The 17,525-nt window shown below is 73.5% G+C and carries 22 protein-coding genes; 15 read left to right on the top strand and 7 right to left on the bottom strand.

Features of this window, described 5'->3' with window-relative positions:
- Window positions 1–9 precede the first annotated feature (9 nt).
- The 3 genes from ABD340_RS28295 to ABD340_RS28285 form a co-directional block, all read right to left on the bottom strand.
- Entirely contained in the window at window positions 10–540 is a 531-nt protein-coding gene (locus tag ABD340_RS28295; RefSeq protein ID WP_344592972.1) for a gluconokinase, read from the bottom strand.
- A gap of 2 nt (window positions 541–542) precedes the next feature.
- On the bottom strand, window positions 543–1,121 hold the full coding sequence (locus tag ABD340_RS28290) for an isochorismatase family protein (RefSeq protein WP_344592971.1): 579 nt from the start codon (window positions 1,119–1,121) through the stop codon (window positions 543–545).
- A 96-nt stretch (window positions 1,122–1,217) separates the two neighbouring features.
- Window positions 1,218–2,486: a nicotinate phosphoribosyltransferase gene (locus ABD340_RS28285; protein WP_425547459.1), complete on the bottom strand. Its 1,269-nt coding sequence runs from the start codon at window positions 2,484–2,486 to the stop codon at window positions 1,218–1,220.
- A 215-nt stretch (window positions 2,487–2,701) separates the two neighbouring features.
- On the opposite strand from ABD340_RS28285, the gene clpS reads away from it, so the two are divergent.
- The 10 genes from clpS to ABD340_RS28235 all read left to right on the top strand — a co-directional run bounded on the left by clpS (window position 2,702) and on the right by ABD340_RS28235 (window position 10,604).
- The gene (gene clpS, locus ABD340_RS28280) at window positions 2,702–2,998 is read left to right on the top strand and encodes an ATP-dependent Clp protease adapter ClpS (protein WP_344592967.1); all 297 of its coding nucleotides are present in this window, start codon (window positions 2,702–2,704) and stop codon (window positions 2,996–2,998) included.
- A gap of 19 nt (window positions 2,999–3,017) precedes the next feature.
- A complete protein-coding gene (locus ABD340_RS28275) occupies window positions 3,018–3,554 on the top strand; it encodes a DUF2017 domain-containing protein (protein WP_344592966.1) in 537 nt (178 codons plus the stop codon).
- 87 nt (window positions 3,555–3,641) lie between these two features.
- Window positions 3,642–4,586 (top strand): MEDS domain-containing protein, encoded by a 945-nt coding sequence (locus ABD340_RS28270; RefSeq protein ID WP_344592965.1) that lies wholly within the window; start codon window positions 3,642–3,644, stop codon window positions 4,584–4,586.
- Between the two features lie 204 nt (window positions 4,587–4,790).
- Complete coding sequence (locus ABD340_RS28265) at window positions 4,791–5,777, top strand: anti-sigma factor RsbA family regulatory protein (RefSeq protein ID WP_344592963.1); 987 nt, start codon at window positions 4,791–4,793, stop codon at window positions 5,775–5,777.
- A 96-nt stretch (window positions 5,778–5,873) separates the two neighbouring features.
- Window positions 5,874–6,302: a M67 family metallopeptidase gene (locus ABD340_RS28260; protein WP_344592962.1), complete on the top strand. Its 429-nt coding sequence runs from the start codon at window positions 5,874–5,876 to the stop codon at window positions 6,300–6,302.
- A gap of 310 nt (window positions 6,303–6,612) precedes the next feature.
- Entirely contained in the window at window positions 6,613–6,885 is a 273-nt protein-coding gene (locus ABD340_RS28255; RefSeq protein ID WP_344592960.1) for a MoaD/ThiS family protein, read from the top strand.
- A 19-nt stretch (window positions 6,886–6,904) separates the two neighbouring features.
- A complete protein-coding gene (locus ABD340_RS28250; RefSeq protein ID WP_344592959.1) occupies window positions 6,905–7,852 on the top strand; it encodes a PLP-dependent cysteine synthase family protein in 948 nt (315 codons plus the stop codon).
- Between the two features lie 129 nt (window positions 7,853–7,981).
- Entirely contained in the window at window positions 7,982–8,779 is a 798-nt protein-coding gene (locus tag ABD340_RS28245) for a thioesterase family protein (RefSeq protein ID WP_344592958.1), read from the top strand.
- A gap of 180 nt (window positions 8,780–8,959) precedes the next feature.
- The gene (murI, locus tag ABD340_RS28240) at window positions 8,960–9,826 is read left to right on the top strand and encodes a glutamate racemase (protein ID WP_344592956.1); all 867 of its coding nucleotides are present in this window, start codon (window positions 8,960–8,962) and stop codon (window positions 9,824–9,826) included.
- A 28-nt stretch (window positions 9,827–9,854) separates the two neighbouring features.
- Window positions 9,855–10,604 (top strand): MBL fold metallo-hydrolase, encoded by a 750-nt coding sequence (locus tag ABD340_RS28235; RefSeq protein WP_344592955.1) that lies wholly within the window; start codon window positions 9,855–9,857, stop codon window positions 10,602–10,604.
- A gap of 6 nt (window positions 10,605–10,610) precedes the next feature.
- Here ABD340_RS28235 and ABD340_RS28230 read toward each other — a convergent pair whose 3' ends face one another.
- On the bottom strand, window positions 10,611–11,336 hold the full coding sequence (locus tag ABD340_RS28230; RefSeq protein WP_344592953.1) for an MIP/aquaporin family protein: 726 nt from the start codon (window positions 11,334–11,336) through the stop codon (window positions 10,611–10,613).
- A 142-nt stretch (window positions 11,337–11,478) separates the two neighbouring features.
- On the opposite strand from ABD340_RS28230, the gene rph reads away from it, so the two are divergent.
- From rph to ABD340_RS28205, 5 genes are all read left to right on the top strand, one after another.
- Window positions 11,479–12,198 (top strand): ribonuclease PH, encoded by a 720-nt coding sequence (gene rph / locus ABD340_RS28225; protein ID WP_344592952.1) that lies wholly within the window; start codon window positions 11,479–11,481, stop codon window positions 12,196–12,198.
- A complete protein-coding gene (gene rdgB, locus ABD340_RS28220) occupies window positions 12,195–12,821 on the top strand; it encodes an RdgB/HAM1 family non-canonical purine NTP pyrophosphatase (protein WP_344592950.1) in 627 nt (208 codons plus the stop codon). Before rph ends, rdgB begins: the two co-directional genes overlap by 4 nt.
- 108 nt (window positions 12,822–12,929) lie before the next feature.
- The gene (locus tag ABD340_RS28215; protein ID WP_344592949.1) at window positions 12,930–13,511 is read left to right on the top strand and encodes a hypothetical protein; all 582 of its coding nucleotides are present in this window, start codon (window positions 12,930–12,932) and stop codon (window positions 13,509–13,511) included.
- A 16-nt stretch (window positions 13,512–13,527) separates the two neighbouring features.
- On the top strand, window positions 13,528–14,079 hold the full coding sequence (locus ABD340_RS28210; protein ID WP_344593257.1) for a SigE family RNA polymerase sigma factor: 552 nt from the start codon (window positions 13,528–13,530) through the stop codon (window positions 14,077–14,079).
- Window positions 14,069–14,548: a hypothetical protein gene (locus ABD340_RS28205; RefSeq protein WP_344592947.1), complete on the top strand. Its 480-nt coding sequence runs from the start codon at window positions 14,069–14,071 to the stop codon at window positions 14,546–14,548. Before ABD340_RS28210 ends, ABD340_RS28205 begins: the two co-directional genes overlap by 11 nt.
- 15 nt (window positions 14,549–14,563) lie before the next feature.
- Here the strand turns inward: ABD340_RS28205 and ABD340_RS28200 are convergent, their stop codons facing one another.
- From ABD340_RS28200 to ABD340_RS28190, 3 genes are all read right to left on the bottom strand, one after another.
- Window positions 14,564–15,430 (bottom strand): MEDS domain-containing protein, encoded by an 867-nt coding sequence (locus ABD340_RS28200; RefSeq protein WP_344592945.1) that lies wholly within the window; start codon window positions 15,428–15,430, stop codon window positions 14,564–14,566.
- 178 nt (window positions 15,431–15,608) lie between these two features.
- The gene (locus ABD340_RS28195) at window positions 15,609–16,532 is read right to left on the bottom strand and encodes an anti-sigma factor RsbA family regulatory protein (protein ID WP_344592943.1); all 924 of its coding nucleotides are present in this window, start codon (window positions 16,530–16,532) and stop codon (window positions 15,609–15,611) included.
- Window positions 16,523–17,470: an MEDS domain-containing protein gene (locus ABD340_RS28190; protein ID WP_344592941.1), complete on the bottom strand. Its 948-nt coding sequence runs from the start codon at window positions 17,468–17,470 to the stop codon at window positions 16,523–16,525. Before ABD340_RS28190 ends, ABD340_RS28195 begins: the two co-directional genes overlap by 10 nt.
- Window positions 17,471–17,525 lie beyond the last annotated feature (55 nt).

The raw sequence follows: 17,525 nt of genomic DNA, 5'->3' as shown, positions 1-17,525 counted from the left end.
CCGGCACCGCTACCGGGGCAGGCCGAGGCCGTCCAGGACGCGGGTGACGATCTCCTCGGGGGAGCCGGCGACCGGGACGGTCAGGACGTGCTCGTCCGGCCCCGGCCGCTCCAGGTCGCGGAACTGGCTGTCGAGCAGCCCGGGCTTGAAGAAGTGCCCGGAGCGGGCCCGCATGCGGCGGGCGATCATGTCGCGGTCGCCGTCCAGCAGGACCAGCCGCACCTCGGGACGGCCGCCGGCCAGCAGCTTGCGGTAGGAGCGCTTGAGCGCCGAGCACGTCACGACGCCCGGGTCGGCGGCCTCGACGCGTTCCCCGATCCATCCGGCGATGGCGCGCAGCCAGGGCAGCCGGTCCTCGTCGGTGAGCGGGACACCGGCGCTCATCTTGGCGATGTTGGCGGGCGAGTGGAAGTCGTCGGCCTCGGCGTACTCCCAGCCCAGCCGCCCGGCCAGGGCCTCGCCGACGGTCGATTTGCCGCTGCCGGACACCCCGGCGACGACGATGACGGTGGGCGCGGGGGGATCGTGGGGGGCGGCCACGGTCAGCCGTTCAACACCGGCGTCCCGGCCAGGGCGACCCCCTCGGCGCGAAGCTGCTCCAGCGCCCGGACGACGGTCTCCGCGGCCACGCCCGCGGTGAGGTCGAGCAGCACGGTGGTGCGCAGCCCGGCGCGCGCGGCGTCCAGCCCCGTGGCGCGCACGCAGTGGTCGGTGGCGATCCCGGCGATCTCGACCTCGTCCACGCCGTGCTCGCGCAGCCAGTCGATCAGCGCGACGTCCTGGTCGGACACTCCCTCGAACCCGCTGTAGGCGGCGGTCGTCCGGCCCTTGCTGAACACCGCCTCGATCGGGTCGAGCCCCAGGTTGGGGTGGAATTCGGCGCCCTTGGTGCCGATCACGCAGTGCGGCGGCCAAGTGTCGATGAAGTCGGGTTCGTCGGAGAAGTGCCCGCCGGGATCGAGGTGGAAGTCCCGGGTCGCCACGATGTGCCGATATTCCGACCGGTACGCGGTGACATAGCCGGAGATGGCGGCCGCGACGTCCGCGCCGCCGGCGATGGCCAGCGACCCACCCTCGCAGAAGTCGTTCTGCACGTCCACGATGATCAGAGCCTTGCCCATGACCGCTCCTCGATCCGGTTCCCGAGCGCCCCGGCCCCGGTTCCTCCCGGGCACAAAACGACGCTACCTCAGGGGGCCGCGGGTTGGCCCTGTGGCTCAGGAGCGCGGGCCGCCCTCCACGAACTCGGTCGGGATCGCGGGCCCGCCCTTGGACAGCTGGAGCGCGGTCGGCGGCAGCTCGCGCACGGACTGGGCGTGCCGCTCCCGGGCCCGTTCGAGGCTCTCCCGGCCGACCACGGCGCCCTCGCGCACCAGCGGGACGTGCAGCACCCGGTCGCGCGGCCCGGGCGTCGGCTCGCCCGTGCTGATCACCTCGGCGAACGCGGTGCCGTGGGCGTCCATCCGGCGGACCGCGGACTTGCGGCCGCCGCGCGTCGGCTTGCCCGCGGACCGCTTGGCGACCGGCCGCATCGGCGCGTCCGCGTCCGGCCCGTCGGCGCGCGCGACCAGCTTGTAGACCAGCGAGGCGGTCGGCGCGCCCGAGCCGGTCACCAGGGACGTGCCGACGCCGTAGCCGTCCACGGGCGAGGCGGCCAGGGCGGCGATGCCGTACTCGTCCAGGTCGCCGGTGACGACCACGCGGGTGTCGGGCGCGCCCAGCGCGTCGAGCTGGTCGCGCACCCGCCGGGCCATCACGGCCAGGTCGCCGCTGTCGATCCGCACCGCGCCGAGCGCGGGCCCCGCCAGCTCGACGGCGGCGCGCACCGCGCGCTCGACGTCGTAGGTGTCCACCAGCAAGGTCGTGGCCTCGCCGAGCGAGGCGAGCTGGGCCTTGAACGCGTGCCGCTCGCTGTCGTGCAGCAGCGTGAACGCGTGCGCGCTGGTCCCGGTGGTGGGCACCGCGTAGCGGCGGCCCGCCGCCAGGTTGGACGTGGTGGCGAATCCGGAGATGTAGGCGGCGCGCGCGGCGGCGACCGCGGCCATCTCATGCGTGCGGCGCGACCCCATCTCGATCAGCGGCCGGCCCTGGGCCGCCTGCGCCATCCGGGACGCCGCCGAGGCGATCGCGCAGTCGTGGTTGAGGACCGACAGCACCAGCGTCTCCAGCAGGACGGCCTCGGCGAACGTCCCTTCCACCACCAGGATCGGCGAGTCCGGGAAATAGCAGTCGCCTTCGGGGTAACCCCAGATGTTCCCGGAGAAGCGGAACGACTCCAGCCATTGCGCGGTGGGCTCGTCCACGATGCCGTGCGAGGTCAGGAACTCCAGCGCGGGGTCGTCGAAGGTGAACGCCTCGATCGCGTCCAGCAGCCGCCCGGTGCCCGCGACGACGCCGTAGCGGCGGCCGTCCGGGAGGTGCCGCGCGAACACCTCGAACACCGCGCGGCGCCCCGCGGTTCCGCTGTTCAGCGCGGCCTGCAGCATGGTCAGTTCGTACCGGTCGGTCAGCAGTGCGGTGCCGCCGCCAAGGTCACCATGGTCCACATGTGGAACCCTAAGGCCCGCTGTGTGCACCATGGACGTGCAGGCCGCCACACTCGGGACTGCGAAGGGCGAATACGATCGGTGCGTTGGGCGGACGGACTTCGCGGGGAAAGGGACGGTCGCGAGGAGATGTTGAGCGCGAGCGGAGCGGGCCGATGAGCACCGCGCCGGCGCCGGTCGAACTGGACCGGCCGGACGTCGGGGAGGAGCGGAGCGCCGACCGGCCGTGGCTGGCCATCGTCTGGAACGACCCGATCAACCTGATGTCGTACGTCACGTACGTGTTCCAGACGGTCTTCGGCTATCCCAAGACGAAGGCGGAGAAGCTGATGCTGGACGTCCACCACAAGGGCCGCGCGGTGGTGGCCAACGGCACCCGTGAGGAGATGGAGCGCGATGTGGAGATCCTGCACTCCTACGGGCTGTGGGCGACGGTGAAGCGCGACGACTAGCGGGGCTGAGATAGCGGCTATGAGCAGTGTCGAGCAGGTGGAGAAGGGCGTCCGGATCCGGTTGGAGGCCGAGGAGGCCGCGCTCGTCCGGGCGTTGATGGAGCAGTTGCTGGAACTGCTGGGCGAGGGGCCCGCCGCCGATGACGAGTTGGCCGCGGTGGGTATCGCGGAGAAGGCGAGCAAGCCGGACGACCCGGTGCTGGCGCGGCTGTTCCCGGACGCCTACCGCGACGACGGGGAGGCGGCCGGCGAGTTCCGCCGGTACACCGAGATGGGCTTGCGCGACGGCAAGCGGACGGCGGCCGGCACCGTGCTGGAGTCGCTGGGCGAGGTGCGGTCCAAGGGCGCGGAGGTGCTGCTCGACCGGGAGGGCGCGCAGGCGTGGCTGCGGGCGCTCAACGACGTGCGGCTGGCGCTGGGCACGCGGCTGGACATCTCCGAGGAGTGGTACGAGGAGGCGGCGCGGCTGGATCCGCGCGATCCGCGGACGGCGATGTTCGCCGCCTACGACTGGCTGACCATGATGCAGGAGAGCCTGGTGCGGGCGGTCTGGTGAGCGCTGGCCGTCTTCGGTCAGCGACCCTTCCGGGATGCTACACAATGTCCTGACATGGTCGCTTTGGGTGTTGGTATGTTGATCTCCATGGCGTTCTCAGCGGCCGGCACCGCGGTCGGACGGATGGAGCTCGGCGACCACCTCTGCCTGGCCTACGGGCACGCCGACGAACGCCGCGCGATCCTGTCGTCGTACGTGCGGGACGGGCTGGCCGCCGGGCACAAGATCGTCTATCTGGCCGAGCAGGACGCGCACGACGTGCTCCCGGCGTGCCTGCGCCCGGTGCCCGCCTGCCGCGAGACGCTCCCGCGGGCGGCGCGCCCCGACCTGGCCGGTGCCCTGGACGACGGCCGGCTGGTGGTCCGGACGGTCGCCGAGGTCGCCAGGGCCACCGGCCGTTTCGAGCCCGACGAGGTCCTGGGCCTGATGGCGACCGAGATCGAGCTGGCGCTGGTGCAGGGCTTCCGCGGCGTCCGGCTTACCGGGGAGCGGCCCTTGGCCCTGTCCGGTGGCTCCGACGGCGCTCGCCTCGACGCGGAGACCGCCGGACGCTTCGCCGCGTGCGAGCGCCGCATCGGCGAGGTCTTCGGCGCCACCCGCACCCTCGCGATGATCCTCTGCCAGTACGACCGGAAGCGCTTCGACGCCGTCCTGGTGGATCAGGCCGAGTCCTGGCACCGCACCCGGGTCCGCGCCGACGACCTGTACGACGACGGAACGCTTCGCGTCGCACCGCTGTTCGGGCCGCCCGGCCTGGCCCTGGCCGGTGCGCTCGGCCCGGCCAACCGGCCCGCCCTCGACCGCGTGCTGGCGCTGCTGCCGCCGGGTGCCGGGCTGGTCTGCCTGGAGCTGTCCGGGCTCGGCGGGTGCGACGAGGAAGGGCTGCGCCGCGCCGTGGAGGCCGGGCGCACCAGCGGCGGCCGGCAGCGCCAGCTCCTGCTGCGCGGGGTGTCGCCGCGGCTGGCCGGGATGCTTCGCAAGACCGGGCTGGAGCGGGCGCCGGGCGTCACGATCGAGGAGCACGCCCGCTAGGGCGTGGCTTTATGGATCTACGTTCTGTTGCGCCCCGCTCACGACGAACAAGACCCATAAGCCACACCCCGGCGATTTCGGGGTGTTCGCCCGCCGATGCGTGCTTCGGTTGATACCTTGACGCCACGATGACGTCCGGCGGGATCGTTCTGACAGGGTGGCCGCCGACCCGCACGGCCGCCCGCCGTTGGGAGGCCGTTGATCGTGCGTGATCATGACGCCTCGTCGGCGCGGACGCTCGGCCGGCACGGACCGGCGGGCGGCTCGCTCGTCCACCAGGCGGTGGTGCACGGGACCGGCCGGGAGCTGGCCGCGGCCGCGGTCCCGTACCTGCGCGAGGGGCTGCTGAACGGCGACGCGGTGGTGGCGATCGTCTCCCCGGCCTCGGGCCGGCTGCTGCGCCGCAGGCTGGGCGCCGACGCGTCCGGCAGCGTCGAGTTCATCGAGGCGGCGCGGTGGTTCGGCGCGCCGATGCCGACGCTGGCGGCCTGCGACGACCGGGCCGGCCGCGACTGGTGGCCGCGCGGCCGGCTGCGGCTGCTGGCCGAGCCGGTGTGGGAGGGCCGCACCCCGCTGGAGATCCGCGAGTGGAAGCGGCACGAGGCGCTGCTGAACGTCGTCTTCGCCGGCACCCCCACCATGATCATGTGCGCGTACGACGCGGCCGCGCTGCCCGCCCACATCGTCTCCGACGCCGCCCGCACCCACCCCGAGCTGGTGGACGACCGCGGTCCGCGGCCGAGCGACCGGTTCGTCGACCCCGCGGCCTTCTACGCCGAGTGCAACGCCCACCCGCTGCCCGCCCCGCCCCCGGACGCCGCGCGGCGCTCGTTCGGCGGCGGGGAGCTGCCGGGCGTGCGCGGCTTCCTGACCGCCGAGGCGGCCCGGCTGGGGCTGCCCGCCGACCGCTCGCTGCCGTTCGTGCTGGCGGTGAACGAGGTCGCCACCACCGTGATCAGCGAGGGCGGCGGGCAGGGCACGGTGTGGGTGTGGTCCGAGGACGGCGAGCTGGTCTGCGACGTCGGCGATCCCGTGGGCCGGCTGGAGGACCGCTTCCTGGGATGCTTCCCGCCGCGGGTGCAGCGGCCGGGCGACGCCGCGCTGTGGGCGGTCCGGCGGCTGTGCCACATCGTGGAGATCCGTTCGGGGGCGGGCGGCACCCGCGTCCGCATGCGGCTCAAGCCGGGCTGAACGCGCTCCGGCGGCTGGGGCTCCTGCCCGGTCCCGGGCGCCCGCTCGTCCGCCCGCCGGAGTGACGCGACGAGCGCCGAAGGTAGCCTTCGGGGCATGCTGACGATCGAACGCGCCCTGGTCAACAAGATCATCGAGCATGCGCGCGCCGACCATCCGGACGAGGCGTGCGGGATCGTGGCCGGGCCGGAGGGGTCGGACCGGCCCACCCGGTTCATCTCGATGACCAACGCCCAGCGGTCCCCGACCTACCACGACTTCGACTCGAAGGAATGGCTCCAGGTGGACAGGGAGATGGACGCCAACGACGAGGAGATGATCGTCCACTACCACTCGCACACCTCCACCGAGGCGTACCCGTCCCGGACCGACATCGGCTACCTGCGCTCCTCGCTGGCCGATCCGCGGGTGCACCGGCTGATCGTCTCCACCCGCGATCCGCACGAGGCGGAGGTCCGCTCCTACCGCATGGTGGACGGCGAGGTGGTCGAGGAAGAGCTCGTCATCGTCGAGTCGTACGCGTGACCCGGGCCGCCCGGGGCGGCGAAGGGCCTGCTCGGAGCGGGTTGGGCGGGGCCGGTAAAGTGGAGACCATGCGGAGTAGCGAGCAGCGGGCGGGCGCCGGGCGTCCGGGGCGCGTTCGCGGTGGCTCCGCGCGCAGTTCGGATCCGGCGAACGCGGTGCCGCCCGTGCAGAGTTTCCTGTTCGGCCACTCGCGTGCCGAGGTCGTCTACGACTGTCGCTGACGCGCGATCCCCGCCCGGAATTCCCCCGCTCCCCGCCCGGTTGTCATGCCGTGGGCGGGGCGCCCGTACGACCTAAGGAGATCTTCGCGATGGCGATCGAGGTCCGGATCCCGACGATCCTGCGCAACCTCACCGGCGGTGCCAAGGCCGTCGAAGGCAAGGGCGGCTCGCTCGACGAGCTCTTCACCGACATCGACGTCCGGCACCCCGGCCTGCGGGCCAAGCTGGTGGACGACAAGGGGCTGCGCAAGTTCGTCAACGTCTATCTGAACGACGAGGACGTGCGCTTCCTCGGCGGCCTGGAGACCGAGCTGTCCGACGGCGACAGCGTCACCATTCTCCCGGCCGTGGCCGGCGGCTGAGTCGGAGGCCCGTGCCGACATGCGTTTCGACTCGCTGCTGGATTCCCTGGGCCGCACCCCGCTGGTCGGCCTGCCCCGGCTGTCGCCGAGCCCCGAGGTGCGGCTGTGGGCAAAACTGGAGGACCGCAACCCGACCGGTTCGGTGAAGGACCGGCCCGCCTTCTGGATGATCGACAAGGCGGAGAAGGACGGGCTGCTCAGCCCGGGCTGCACGATCCTGGAGCCCACCTCCGGCAACACCGGCATCTCGCTGGCCATGGTCGCCAAGCTGCGCGGCTACCGGATGGTCTGCGTGATGCCGGAGAACACCTCGGCGGAACGGCGCCAGCTGCTGGAGATGTGGGGGGCCGAGATCATCCCCTCCCCGGCGGCCGGCGGGTCCAACGAGGCCGTCCGCGTGGCCAAGCGGCTGTCCGCCGAGAACCCCGACTGGGTGATGCTCTACCAGTACGGCAACGAGGCCAACGCGCTGGCGCACTACGAGACCACCGGCCCGGAGATCCTCGACGACCTGCCGTCGGTCACGCATTTCGTGGCCGGGCTGGGCACCACCGGCACGCTGATGGGCGTGGGCCGGTTCCTGCGCGAGCGGGTGCCGGACGTCAAGGTCGTCGCGGCCGAGCCCCGGTACGGGGAGCTGGTGTACGGGCTGCGCAACATCGACGAGGGGTTCGTCCCCGAGCTGTACGAGGAGTCGGTGCTGACCACCCGGTTCTCGGTGGGGTCGCGGGACGCGCTGCGCCGTACCCGCGAGCTGCTGGAGCAGGAGGGCATCTTCGCCGGCATCTCGACCGGCGGGGCGCTGCACGCCGCGCTGGGCATGGCGGCCAAGGCGGTCAAGGCCGGTGAGCGCGCCGACATCGTCTTCGTCGTCGCCGACGGCGGCTGGAAGTACCTGTCCACCGGCGCGTACGGCGGCACCCTGGAGGAGGCCGAGGCCCGCCTCGAAGGCCAGCTCTGGGCCTGACCGCCGATCGGCAGGGGGCGCGTTGCAGGAGCGCCGAACCGGACGGCATACTCGAACGCGATTCTAGGAACGTCTCGGGGAGCCCGGCCCGCACGGGCCGGGCCCCTCGACCGGAGCCGGAGAGTGCGGATGAGCAGGTTCGGGGACGCGACCGAGATCAGGCGGATCGCCGAAGGACGGTACGAGGCCGATCTCGACGGCGGTTTCGCCATCGGCGACGCGCTCAACGGCGGCTACCTGCTGGCCGTGCTGGCCCGCGCCGCCGTGGACGCCGCACCGCACGCGCACCCGGTGTCCACCGCCGCCGCCTTCCTGCGGGTGGCCGAGGGGGGCCCGGCCGAGATCCTGGTCGACACCCTGAAGACCGGCCGCACCGCCGCCACCTCCCGGGTCACGCTCGTCCGGGACGACCAGGCGCTGGTGGAGGCGCTGATCACCACCGGCACCCTGGAGCCGGACACCGAGCCGTCCTGGGCGGGCGCGCCGCCCGCGCCGGCGCTGCCGCCGTACGAGGAATGCCTGACCTCCGGCAGCGGCGAGGTGCGCGGCCGCGGCTTCGCCGACCAGGTCGACATGCGCTTCGACCCCGCGACCATGGGCTGGCTGGACGGGCAGCCCAGCGGCCGTCCCGAGATCAGGGGGTGGTTCGGGTTCACCGACCCGTACGAGCCGGACGCCTACGCGCTGGCCGTGGCGGTGGACGCGCTGCCCCCCGTCGCGCTCAACCTGGGCGCCCGCGGCTGGGCCCCGACCGTCGAGCTGACCTGGCACATGCGCGCGCTGCCCGCTCCCGGGCCGCTGGCCCTGCACGGCAGCGGGCGGCTGGTGACCGGCGGCTGGTTCGACGAGGAGGTCGAGGTGTGGGACTCGGCCGGGCGGCTGGTCGCGCAGAGCCGCCAGATCGCCCGCGTCGGCCGCAAGGCGTGACCCGATCTCCGGGTGGCGCGCGCGTGACCTTGTGCTGACCCGCTCTTGATAAGGCCGTGACCGGTGAACGTGGGATCGGCCACAGACACGACCGATCGGTGCCGGTTTCGGCTGTGTGACCGTGTGATGTACGACGCATGACGCGCCTGTACGGCGGTATCTCGCCTAGCCTTGTGGACCATGTCAGATTCTTTCTGGGAGGGCGACCTCCCAGACTCTCCGGCGCGAGCCGGTCTGGCCGAGGCCCCGATCGGGATCTTCGACAGCGGGTTCGGGGGGCTCACGGTGGCCCGCGCGATCCTCGACCAGCTGCCGCACGAACCGGTCGTCTACCTCGGTGACTCGGCCCGCCAGCCGTACGGGCCGCGGCCGATCGCCCAGGTCCGGGCGTACGCGCTGGAGATGCTGGACGAGCTGGTCGCCCAGGGCGTCAAAATGCTCGTGATCGCGTGCAACAGCGCCAGCTCGGCGATGCTGCGGGACGCCCGCGAGCGCTACGACGTCCCGGTGGTGGAGGTGATCCACCCGGCCACCCGGCGGGCCGCCCGCGCCACCCGCAACGGCCGCGTGGGGCTGATCGCCACCCGCGCCACGGTGACCAGCCGGGCCTACGAGGACGCCTTCGCCGCCGCCCCGCACATCGAGCTGGTCAGCGCCGCGTGCCCGCGCTTCGTGGAGTACGTCGAGTCCGGCGTCACGATGAGCGACGAGCTGATCGAGCACGCCGGCGAATACCTCGCCCCGATCGTCGAGGCGGACTGCGACACCCTCATCCTCGGCTGCACGCACTACCCATTGCTAACCGGCGTGATCTCGTATGTGGTCGGCGACGGAGTCACACTGGTCTCGAGTGCCGACGAAACAGCCAAGGACGTCTATCGCGTGCTGCACGACGAGGGGCTGGCCCGCGCGGAGGCGCTGCCGCCGCCCGCGCACCGCTTCCGGGTGACCGGCGACCCCGCCGTGTTCGCCGCGCTCGGCCGCCGTTTCCTGGGGCCGGAGATCGGTCTGGTGGAGGCCGCCGAGAGTAAGGCTCTGACCACCTGATTCCTCGGGGACCAAAGAGGAGGAGAGCGTGCGGGTCACTGTGATCGGCTGCTCCGGCAGCTTCCCGGGGCCGGAGAGCCCCGCGTCCTGCTATCTGATCCAGGCCGAGGGCTTCTCCCTCGTGCTCGACCTCGGCAACGGGGCACTGGGCGTGCTGCAGCGCTACCAGCCGCTGTACGAGATCGACGCGGTCTGCCTGTCCCACCTGCACGCCGATCACTGCCTCGACCTGTGCGGGTACTGGGTGGCGCGCACGTACCGCCCGGCCGGTCCGCTGCCCCGGATCCCGGTGCACGGCCCGTCCGACACCCCGCGGCGGATGGCGCTGGCCTACGACCTGGAGCCCGACCCGGGCATGTCGGGCACCTTCGACTTCCATACGCTGCGCCGCGGCCCGTACGAGATCGGGCCCTTCCAGGTGACGACGGCGCTGATGCCGCATCCGGTGGAGGCGTTCGCGTTCCGGATCGAGTACGGCGGCCGGGCCGTGGCCTACTCCGGTGACACCGGGCCCTCGTCCGAGCTGGTCGAGCTGGCCCGGGGCGCGGACCTGTTCCTGTGCGAGGCGTCGTTCCTGACCCAGCCGGATCTGCCCAACGACCTGCATCTGACCGCCCGGGAGGCGGGCGAGCACGCCGCCCGCGCCGATGTCGACCGGCTCGTCCTGACCCATCTGGTGCCGTGGAACGATGCGCAGCGCTCGCTCATGGAGGCCAAGGCCAGCGGGTTCGGCGGCGACATCGAGCTCGCGCACGTGGGACTCACGTACCAGCTCTGACCGCGGTCACGCCCCCGTTCCGGGGCGTTCGGGCGGCCGCCCGTCGAGGTCCGGGGACGGCTCGTTGGGCGTCCGATCGGGGAAGGTCCGCATGAACGGCTCGGCCAGCGCCGCCAGCGCGCCGCCGAGCAGCGGCGCGATGATGAACAGCCACAGCTGCGCCATCGTCGTGGCCCCGCCGAACAGGGCCGGTCCGATCGACCGGGCCGGGTTGACCGACGCGCCGGTCAGCGGGATCCCCAGCAGGCTCACCAGGCTCAGGGTGAGGCCGACCGCCAGCCCGTCGAAGCCGTAGACGTCGTTGCGGCGGGTCACCATCAGCATGACCAGCACCAGCGTGAACGTCATGATCGTCTCCAGCAGGAACGCCCCGGCCGCGTTGATCTTCTCCCCGTAGCTGTTGGCCCCGTTCACCTGCATCGTCGCCCCGCCCACCGCCGCGACCAGCCGGATCAGGGCCATCCCGACGATCCCGCCGACGACCTGCGCGACGATGTAGACCCCGGCCTCGGTCGCCGTGATCCGCCGGGCGACCAGCATCCCCACCGTGGTCGCGGGGTTCACGTGCGCTCCCGACACCGGGCCGATCGCGTACGCCAGCGCCGCCAGCACCAGCCCGAACGCCAGCGCCACCCCGAGCGCGCCGATCTGCGCCAGCCCGAAGACGGCGCTGCCCACGGCCAGGAACACCAGCAGCGCCGTGCCGGCCCCCTCGGCGATGTACCTCTTCATCAGAAACGCCCCCCGCCATGACTCTCCGTCATTCATAGCCGCAGAAAGTGAGATCAACCCGCTTTCGGCGGCCGCCCGGACGGGCCGCGGCGCCGCGGAAAGCGGTGCTGGACGGTGCCGCCGGGAGGCTAGGGTGGAGGCCATGGCCCGTCCAGATGATCGCGCAATCGACCAGCTCAGGCCCGTCCGCTTCCAGCGCGGATGGCTCGACCACGCCGAGGGCTCGGTGCTGGTGGAGTTCGGCGGCACCCGGGTGCTGTGCGCCGCCTCGGTGCAGGACTCGGTGCCGCGCTGGCGGCGCGACAGCGGGCTCGGATGGGTCACCGCGGAGTACGCGATGCTGCCCCGCGCCACCAACACCCGCACCGACCGCGAGTCGGTCAAGGGCCGGCTGGGCGGCCGCACCCAGGAGATCTCCCGGCTGGTCGGCCGGTCCATCCGGGCCTGCCTCGACTTCAAGGCGCTCGGCGAGAACACCGTCCAGCTCGACTGCGACGTGCTCCAGGCCGACGGCGGCACCCGCACCGCCGCGATCACCGGCGCGTACGTCGCGCTGGCCGACGCGGTCGGGTGGATGCGCGAGCGCGGGCTGTGCAAGGGCGATCCGCTCATCGCCTCGGTCGCCGCGGTCAGCGTCGGCGTGGTCGACGGGCAGCCGCGGCTCGACCTGTGCTACGAGGAGGACGTGGCCGCCGGCACCGACATGAACGTCGTGTGCACCGGCGACGGCCGCTTCGTCGAGGTCCAGGGCACCGCCGAGGGCGCCCCGTTCGACCGCGCCGAGCTGGACGCGCTGCTCGACCTGGCGGCCGGCGGCTGCGCCGAGCTGACCCGGCTGCAGAACGAGGTCCTCGGCCGGTGACCACGATCGTTCTCGCCTCCCGCAACAACGCCAAGATCGCCGAGCTGGAGCGCATCCTCAACGGCCTGGGCGTCGAGGTCACCGGGCTGGCGGCGTTCCCGGACGCGCCCGAGGTCCCCGAGACCGAGCTGACCTTCGAGGGCAACGCGCTGCTGAAGGCCCGCGCGATCGCCGCCTGCACCGGGCTGCCCGCCGTCGCCGACGACTCCGGGCTGTGCGTGGACGCCCTGAACGGCATGCCCGGCGTGCTGTCGGCCCGCTGGTCGGGCCGGTTCGGTTCGGCCGCCCCGGACAAGGACCGCGCCAATCTCGACCTCGTCCTCGACCAGCTCGCCGATGTCGGCGACGAGCACCGCGGCGCGCACTTCGTGTGCGCCGCCGCGCTGGTGGTGCCGGGCGGCGCCGAGCACGTCGTCGAGGGCCGCATGCGCGGGCACGTGATCCGCGCGCCGCGCGGCGCGGGCGGCTTCGGCTACGACCCGATCTTCGTGCCGGAGGACGACACCCGCACCAACGCCGAGCTGACGGCGGCGGAGAAGGACGCGATCAGCCATCGCGGCCGGGCGTTCCGCGCGCTGGCCGCGCTGCTGCCCGACGCGCTGGCCACCGCCCGCACGCTCTGACGCCCGCCGCTCCGGCGTCCCCGCGAGAAAGTCCGCGGGCGTGACAACCGCGGGGACGGCGGCGGGGGTTGAAGGGGGTGAACGGAAACGTCCCCCCCGAGGAGCGACATGATCGACAAGCGTCCGCGCCGCCGGCTGGTGGCCGCGGTGACCGGTATCGGCGGCGCCGGTGTGGTGGCCGCCGGGCTGTTGCTGGCCGCCGCGTCCGGCGACGATTCGGCGCAGACCCGCCGGATCGCGGCCCAGTCCGGCGCGCGGCCCGACATCGTCACGCCGGCCCCCTGCTCGAACCCGGGCGTGCCCGCCCCCGGGGGACGGGTGGTCGATCCCCCGGGCCGTCCGACCCCCGTCCCGCCGCCTGCGACGAGGCCTGGGGCGCCGCGTCCGGAGGTGCCCAAGCCGCCTACGGCGAGGCCTGGGGCGCCGCGTCCGGAGGTGCCCAAGCCGCCTACGGCGAGGCCCGCCCAGCCGGGGGAGCCCAAGCCGCCTACGGCAAGGCCGGTTCCGCCGCGCCCGGAGCCGTCCAAACCGCCGACGGCGACGCCTGTGCCGCCGTGCGCGGAGCCGTCCACGCCGGCGGAGACCAGGCCGCCCGAGCCGTCGCGGGCTCCTGGGGTCCCGGTGCCGTCGGTGACCCCGCCGGAGCCGGGGCCCACGGCGCCGCCGACGGCGTCCCGGTCCCCGAGGTAGGTGCGATCTGTTGACGGTGAACGCGGAGGAGGTCCGCGGTGGGGAGATCACGTTCGAGGAGTTCGTGGCCTCCACCGCGGGCCGTCTCCTGCGCACCGCGATGTTCCTGGTGTACGACCGGCACCTCGCGGAGGACCTGCTCCAGGTGACCTACGAGCGCGTCGCGCGGCGCTGGAAGCGGGTCGCGGCCGGGGAGCCCGAGGCGTACGCGCGCAAGGTGCTGGTCAACCTGGCCATCGACGAGAACCGGCGGCGGGCCCGGCGGCGGGACGTCCCGGCCGGGTCGCCCGCCGACCTGGAACGGCTGGCCGGGACGTCCGCCGGGACGTTCACCGGGCTCGAAGGCGGCCTCGACGAGGTGCTGCGGGCGCTGCCGGTGAAGCAGCGCGCGGTGGTCGTGCTGCGGTACTGGTGCGACCTGAACGAGCAGGAGATCGCCGACGCCCTGCGGATCTCGCGGGGCACGGTCAAGAGCCACACCTCGCGCGCGATGGCCACCTTGCGCCGGCACGTCGACGCGCGCACGCGAGACGGGGAGAGGGAGGAGGGCCGGGCGCATGAACGATGAGCTCGAGACCCTGGTGCGCGAGCATTACCGGCGCGCCGCGGACGGCATCCATCCCGATCCGGCCCTGCTGCACCGGCTCCAGAATCCCGGCCCCGGGCGGCCCGCGCGGCCGGGTACGGCGTGGCGCAGGCTGTTCAAGTGGGCGGTGCCGGTGCTCGCGGCGACCGCCGTCGCGGTGGCGCTGGTGTTCCTGTGGCCGGGGGAGGAACGTGCGCCGGCGCCGGGGCCGATGGGCCCGCCGCCCGGCACGACCGCGCCGAGCACGCCCACACCGAGCACGCCCGCGCCGATGTCGACGCGGCCTGGGGCACCGTCGCGGGTACCGGAAGACGAGCCGCCCGTCACCGCGCGGCCGCCGTACCGCAAGCCGCAGCCATCGGGACCGGCGCCGTCCGCTCCTCCAGGTGTACCCCAGAGCAGCGCCCGGCCGCCCGAGCCGAGCGCCACGCCGGCTCCTGGCCGCCCCTGAGCGGGGGCGGAGCGGTCAGGAGCCCAGGCGCAGGCCGGGCAGCATGTGCCAGCCGACCGTCTCCATGACGGTCCGCAGCTGCGGCGACAGGCGGTCGAGCACCAGCGCGGCCCGGTTGTCCGGGTGCCCGGCCGTCTGGGCGAGGATGTTGAGCGCGCCCAGATCGATGAAGCCGAGCCCGCCCAGGTCGAGGTGCACCTCCTGGTCGCCCGCGCTCGTCATGACCGTCGCCAGCGCCTGGACGAGCACGGCGTGCCGGGACGCGTCCAGCTCACCGCTGAAGGCGAGGCCCGGGGGCTTGAACGTACGCACGACACGGAGCACGGAGTCCTCGAATTCCGGGTCGGGATCGACCGCGACGCCGTGCGCGGCGCCGAGGGCGTCCAGTTCCGCCGGGGCGCAGCGGGACCGGTCGAACTGGCAGACGGCGATCGCGCGGGTGCTCGGCCCGATCACCAGATCGATGTCGCGCTCGCAGCGCAGCAGCGTCTCCAGGCCGTCGGGCAGGCGCAGCGTCCAGGTCAGGTCGGCGGCGATCCGGACCCCGCGGCGGCCCCGCTCCTCGGCGCGGGCGATCTCGCCGGTGAGGGTGTCGAGCAGGACGTCCGGGAAGGCCGTCGGGCCGTGCCGTCCGGCGGCGGGCGCGCGGTCGAGGGCGACCACGCGCAGCAGCCCGTCCGGGACGGGCTCGGGCGGCAGCCCCGGAACGGTGATCGGGGCGGTGCCGGCGATGTAGACGACGGCCTCCCCGGCGGCCAGCCCGGCGCGGACGTAGGCGCCGGTGACGTGGCGCCGCTCGGCCTCGCCCGCGTACGCCAGCCAGCCGTGGTCGCCCGGCCGCAGCTCGCGGACCGGTCTGCGCACGGACCAGAGGGTCTCCATGACGCCTCCCATCCCGCCTGCGGCGCCGTCGTGGGTTCCTGTTTCGCCGTACGTCCAAGGCTACGGCGCGCCCCGGCGGCCGTGCGGCGCCCGGAACACCATGTTTCCTCGCCATGTGAGACTTTCACGGGGTGGCCGCCGCGGCCGGATGTGGACGCGCCCGGACGGCCGGGACGGGTCATCGGCGGACGTGGAGGCGGACGAAGGTGCCGTCCCAGCCCGTGCGCAGCTCCATCAGGTCGACCAGCAGCCGGACCGTCCACAGCCCGAAGCCGCGCTCCAGGGCGGACTCGGGCGGGATGAACCCGGTGTGCGGCCCTGGGCGCCACAGGCCGTTGTCGCCGATCTCGCACAGCAGTTCGGGCCCGTCGGACCAGATCCACGCGCCGACCGGCGGCGAGCCGTGCCGCAGCGCGTTGGCGGCCACCTCGTTCACGGCGGTGACGAGGTTCCGCGCGGCCGGGTCGTCGAGGCCGTGCGCGCTCGCCCGCCCGCCGACGAAGGCGCGCAGGGCATGCAGGTCGTCGGAGGCGACGGCGAAGTACGCGGCGCCGCGGCGGTCGCCGAAGCGGCGGGCCCGGTCGCATTCCGCGCCGAAGTCGGCCGGGTCGACGTAGTCGCGGCTGCCGGCGGTGCCGGCGTCCCACGCGAGCAGGGGGTGGGTGCGGCGGGCGTGGTCGATGACGGCGGGCGGCAGGGCGGCGAGGTCGTACGGGCACATCGCGCGGGCATCGGCGTCCTTGAACACCACGTTGACGAGCGACTCGTAGCGCGCCCATTCGAGGGTCTCGCGGGGCGTCCGGCCCTGCCAGACCGGCTCGGCCAGCGCCCGGATCGCACGCGGCGCCTTGGCGGCGAGCAGTTCCTGGTAGCTCTTCAGCGTGCGGACCGGATGCAGGTAGAAGGCGTCGGACGGGTAGAAGTCGATCTGCCCGGCGAAGGGGGCGAGCACGTCGCGCAGCGCGCTCAGGCCCGGTTCGCGGAGCACCACGACGACGGCCTCTTCGGCCTCCACGCCCTCGCGCAGGTACGGGACGGCGACCGTGAGGAACCGCTCGATGCCGTCGTACAGGAACGCCCTGTGCTCCAGCGTCACCGGCACCGCCCTTCCCCTCGCGTCCCTCGGGCCCGTCCGCCGGCGTGCTCCGGACGGCCGCGGCGGCGGCCGGGGACGATCCCGGGCAGCCGGTGCCAGCCGACCGCCTCGATGATGTTCTCGACGGCGGGCGCCAGGTCGTCCAGCACGAGCGTCCGGTCGCCGCCCCGCGCGGCGGCGTGCCGCGCGAGCAGGCGCAGCCCGCCGAGGTCGATGAAGCCCAGCCGGGACAGGTCGAGGTGGATCCGGTGGTGGGACCGGACCAGCGCGCCGAGCCGGTCGGCGAACGCGGCGTGCCGGACGTCGTCGAGCTCGCCCTCGACGCGCAGGCCGTGGGGGTCGAAGGTGCGCACGATCTTGAGGATTCCGTCGTCGTATTCGGGATTGATCTCCACCAGCACCTCGTGGGTGTCGCGCAGCGCGGCGAGCTCGTCGTCCCGGCAGGCCCGCCGCGCGACCTGGCAGATGGCCATCGCCATGGTGCTGGGCGAGACGGTGTCGCCGAAGCGGTGCTCGCAGCCCAGCATCTCGGCCAGGTCCGCGCGGCCGGGAGCGTTCATCACCCAGGTGTGGTCGGTGGTGAGCCGCACCGCGCGGAAGCCCTGGCCGAAGGTCTGCCCGGCCTCGTGCGCGAGCGTCTCCAGCATCTTCTCCGGGACGAACCGGCCGCCGGCGTCCAGGCACGCCTGCTCGCGCGGGATCACCCGCAGCTGCCGCGACTCGACGAACGCGTCCAGGTCCGGCGAGGTCCGCGCGCGCATCCCGGGCAGGCCCTCCGCCGGGGTGTCGGTCACGTAGACGACCTTCTCGTTGTTGTCGAGCCCTTCCCTGATGAAGGCGCCGATGACGCGGTCGCGCTCCTCGGCGCCGGAGTAGGCCAGCCAGGCATGGTCACCGGGGCGGACGTCGCTGACGGGGCGCTTGGCGAACCAGGTGGTTTCCATGGCCTGCCCATCGGGGTCGGCTGGGTCTGGTTCAGCGTACGCCGGTTCGACGGGT

Origin of the sequence: Actinomadura vinacea, assembly GCF_039532545.1 — a bacterium.
Taxonomy (GTDB): domain Bacteria; phylum Actinomycetota; class Actinomycetes; order Streptosporangiales; family Streptosporangiaceae; genus Spirillospora; species Spirillospora vinacea.
This window is presented reverse-complemented; position numbering and strand designations above follow the sequence as displayed.

Coding starts and splice junctions, on each gene's coding strand:
- rph (WP_344592952.1), top strand. CDS start 11,479: ATGGCCCGTCCAGATGATCGCGCAATCGACCAGCTCAGGCCCGTCCGC.
- ABD340_RS28290 (WP_344592971.1), bottom strand. CDS start 1,121: ATGGGCAAGGCTCTGATCATCGTGGACGTGCAGAACGACTTCTGCGAG.
- ABD340_RS28270 (WP_344592965.1), top strand. CDS start 3,642: ATGGCGTTCTCAGCGGCCGGCACCGCGGTCGGACGGATGGAGCTCGGC.
- ABD340_RS28255 (WP_344592960.1), top strand. CDS start 6,613: ATGGCGATCGAGGTCCGGATCCCGACGATCCTGCGCAACCTCACCGGC.
- ABD340_RS28200 (WP_344592945.1), bottom strand. CDS start 15,430: ATGGAGACCCTCTGGTCCGTGCGCAGACCGGTCCGCGAGCTGCGGCCG.
- ABD340_RS28230 (WP_344592953.1), bottom strand. CDS start 11,336: ATGAAGAGGTACATCGCCGAGGGGGCCGGCACGGCGCTGCTGGTGTTC.
- ABD340_RS28275 (WP_344592966.1), top strand. CDS start 3,018: ATGAGCAGTGTCGAGCAGGTGGAGAAGGGCGTCCGGATCCGGTTGGAG.
- murI (WP_344592956.1), top strand. CDS start 8,960: ATGTCAGATTCTTTCTGGGAGGGCGACCTCCCAGACTCTCCGGCGCGA.
- ABD340_RS28285 (WP_425547459.1), bottom strand. CDS start 2,486: ATGCTGCAGGCCGCGCTGAACAGCGGAACCGCGGGGCGCCGCGCGGTG.
- ABD340_RS28250 (WP_344592959.1), top strand. CDS start 6,905: ATGCGTTTCGACTCGCTGCTGGATTCCCTGGGCCGCACCCCGCTGGTC.
- ABD340_RS28205 (WP_344592947.1), top strand. CDS start 14,069: ATGAACGATGAGCTCGAGACCCTGGTGCGCGAGCATTACCGGCGCGCC.
- ABD340_RS28245 (WP_344592958.1), top strand. CDS start 7,982: ATGAGCAGGTTCGGGGACGCGACCGAGATCAGGCGGATCGCCGAAGGA.
- ABD340_RS28215 (WP_344592949.1), top strand. CDS start 12,930: ATGATCGACAAGCGTCCGCGCCGCCGGCTGGTGGCCGCGGTGACCGGT.
- ABD340_RS28190 (WP_344592941.1), bottom strand. CDS start 17,470: ATGGAAACCACCTGGTTCGCCAAGCGCCCCGTCAGCGACGTCCGCCCC.
- ABD340_RS28260 (WP_344592962.1), top strand. CDS start 5,874: ATGCTGACGATCGAACGCGCCCTGGTCAACAAGATCATCGAGCATGCG.
- clpS (WP_344592967.1), top strand. CDS start 2,702: ATGAGCACCGCGCCGGCGCCGGTCGAACTGGACCGGCCGGACGTCGGG.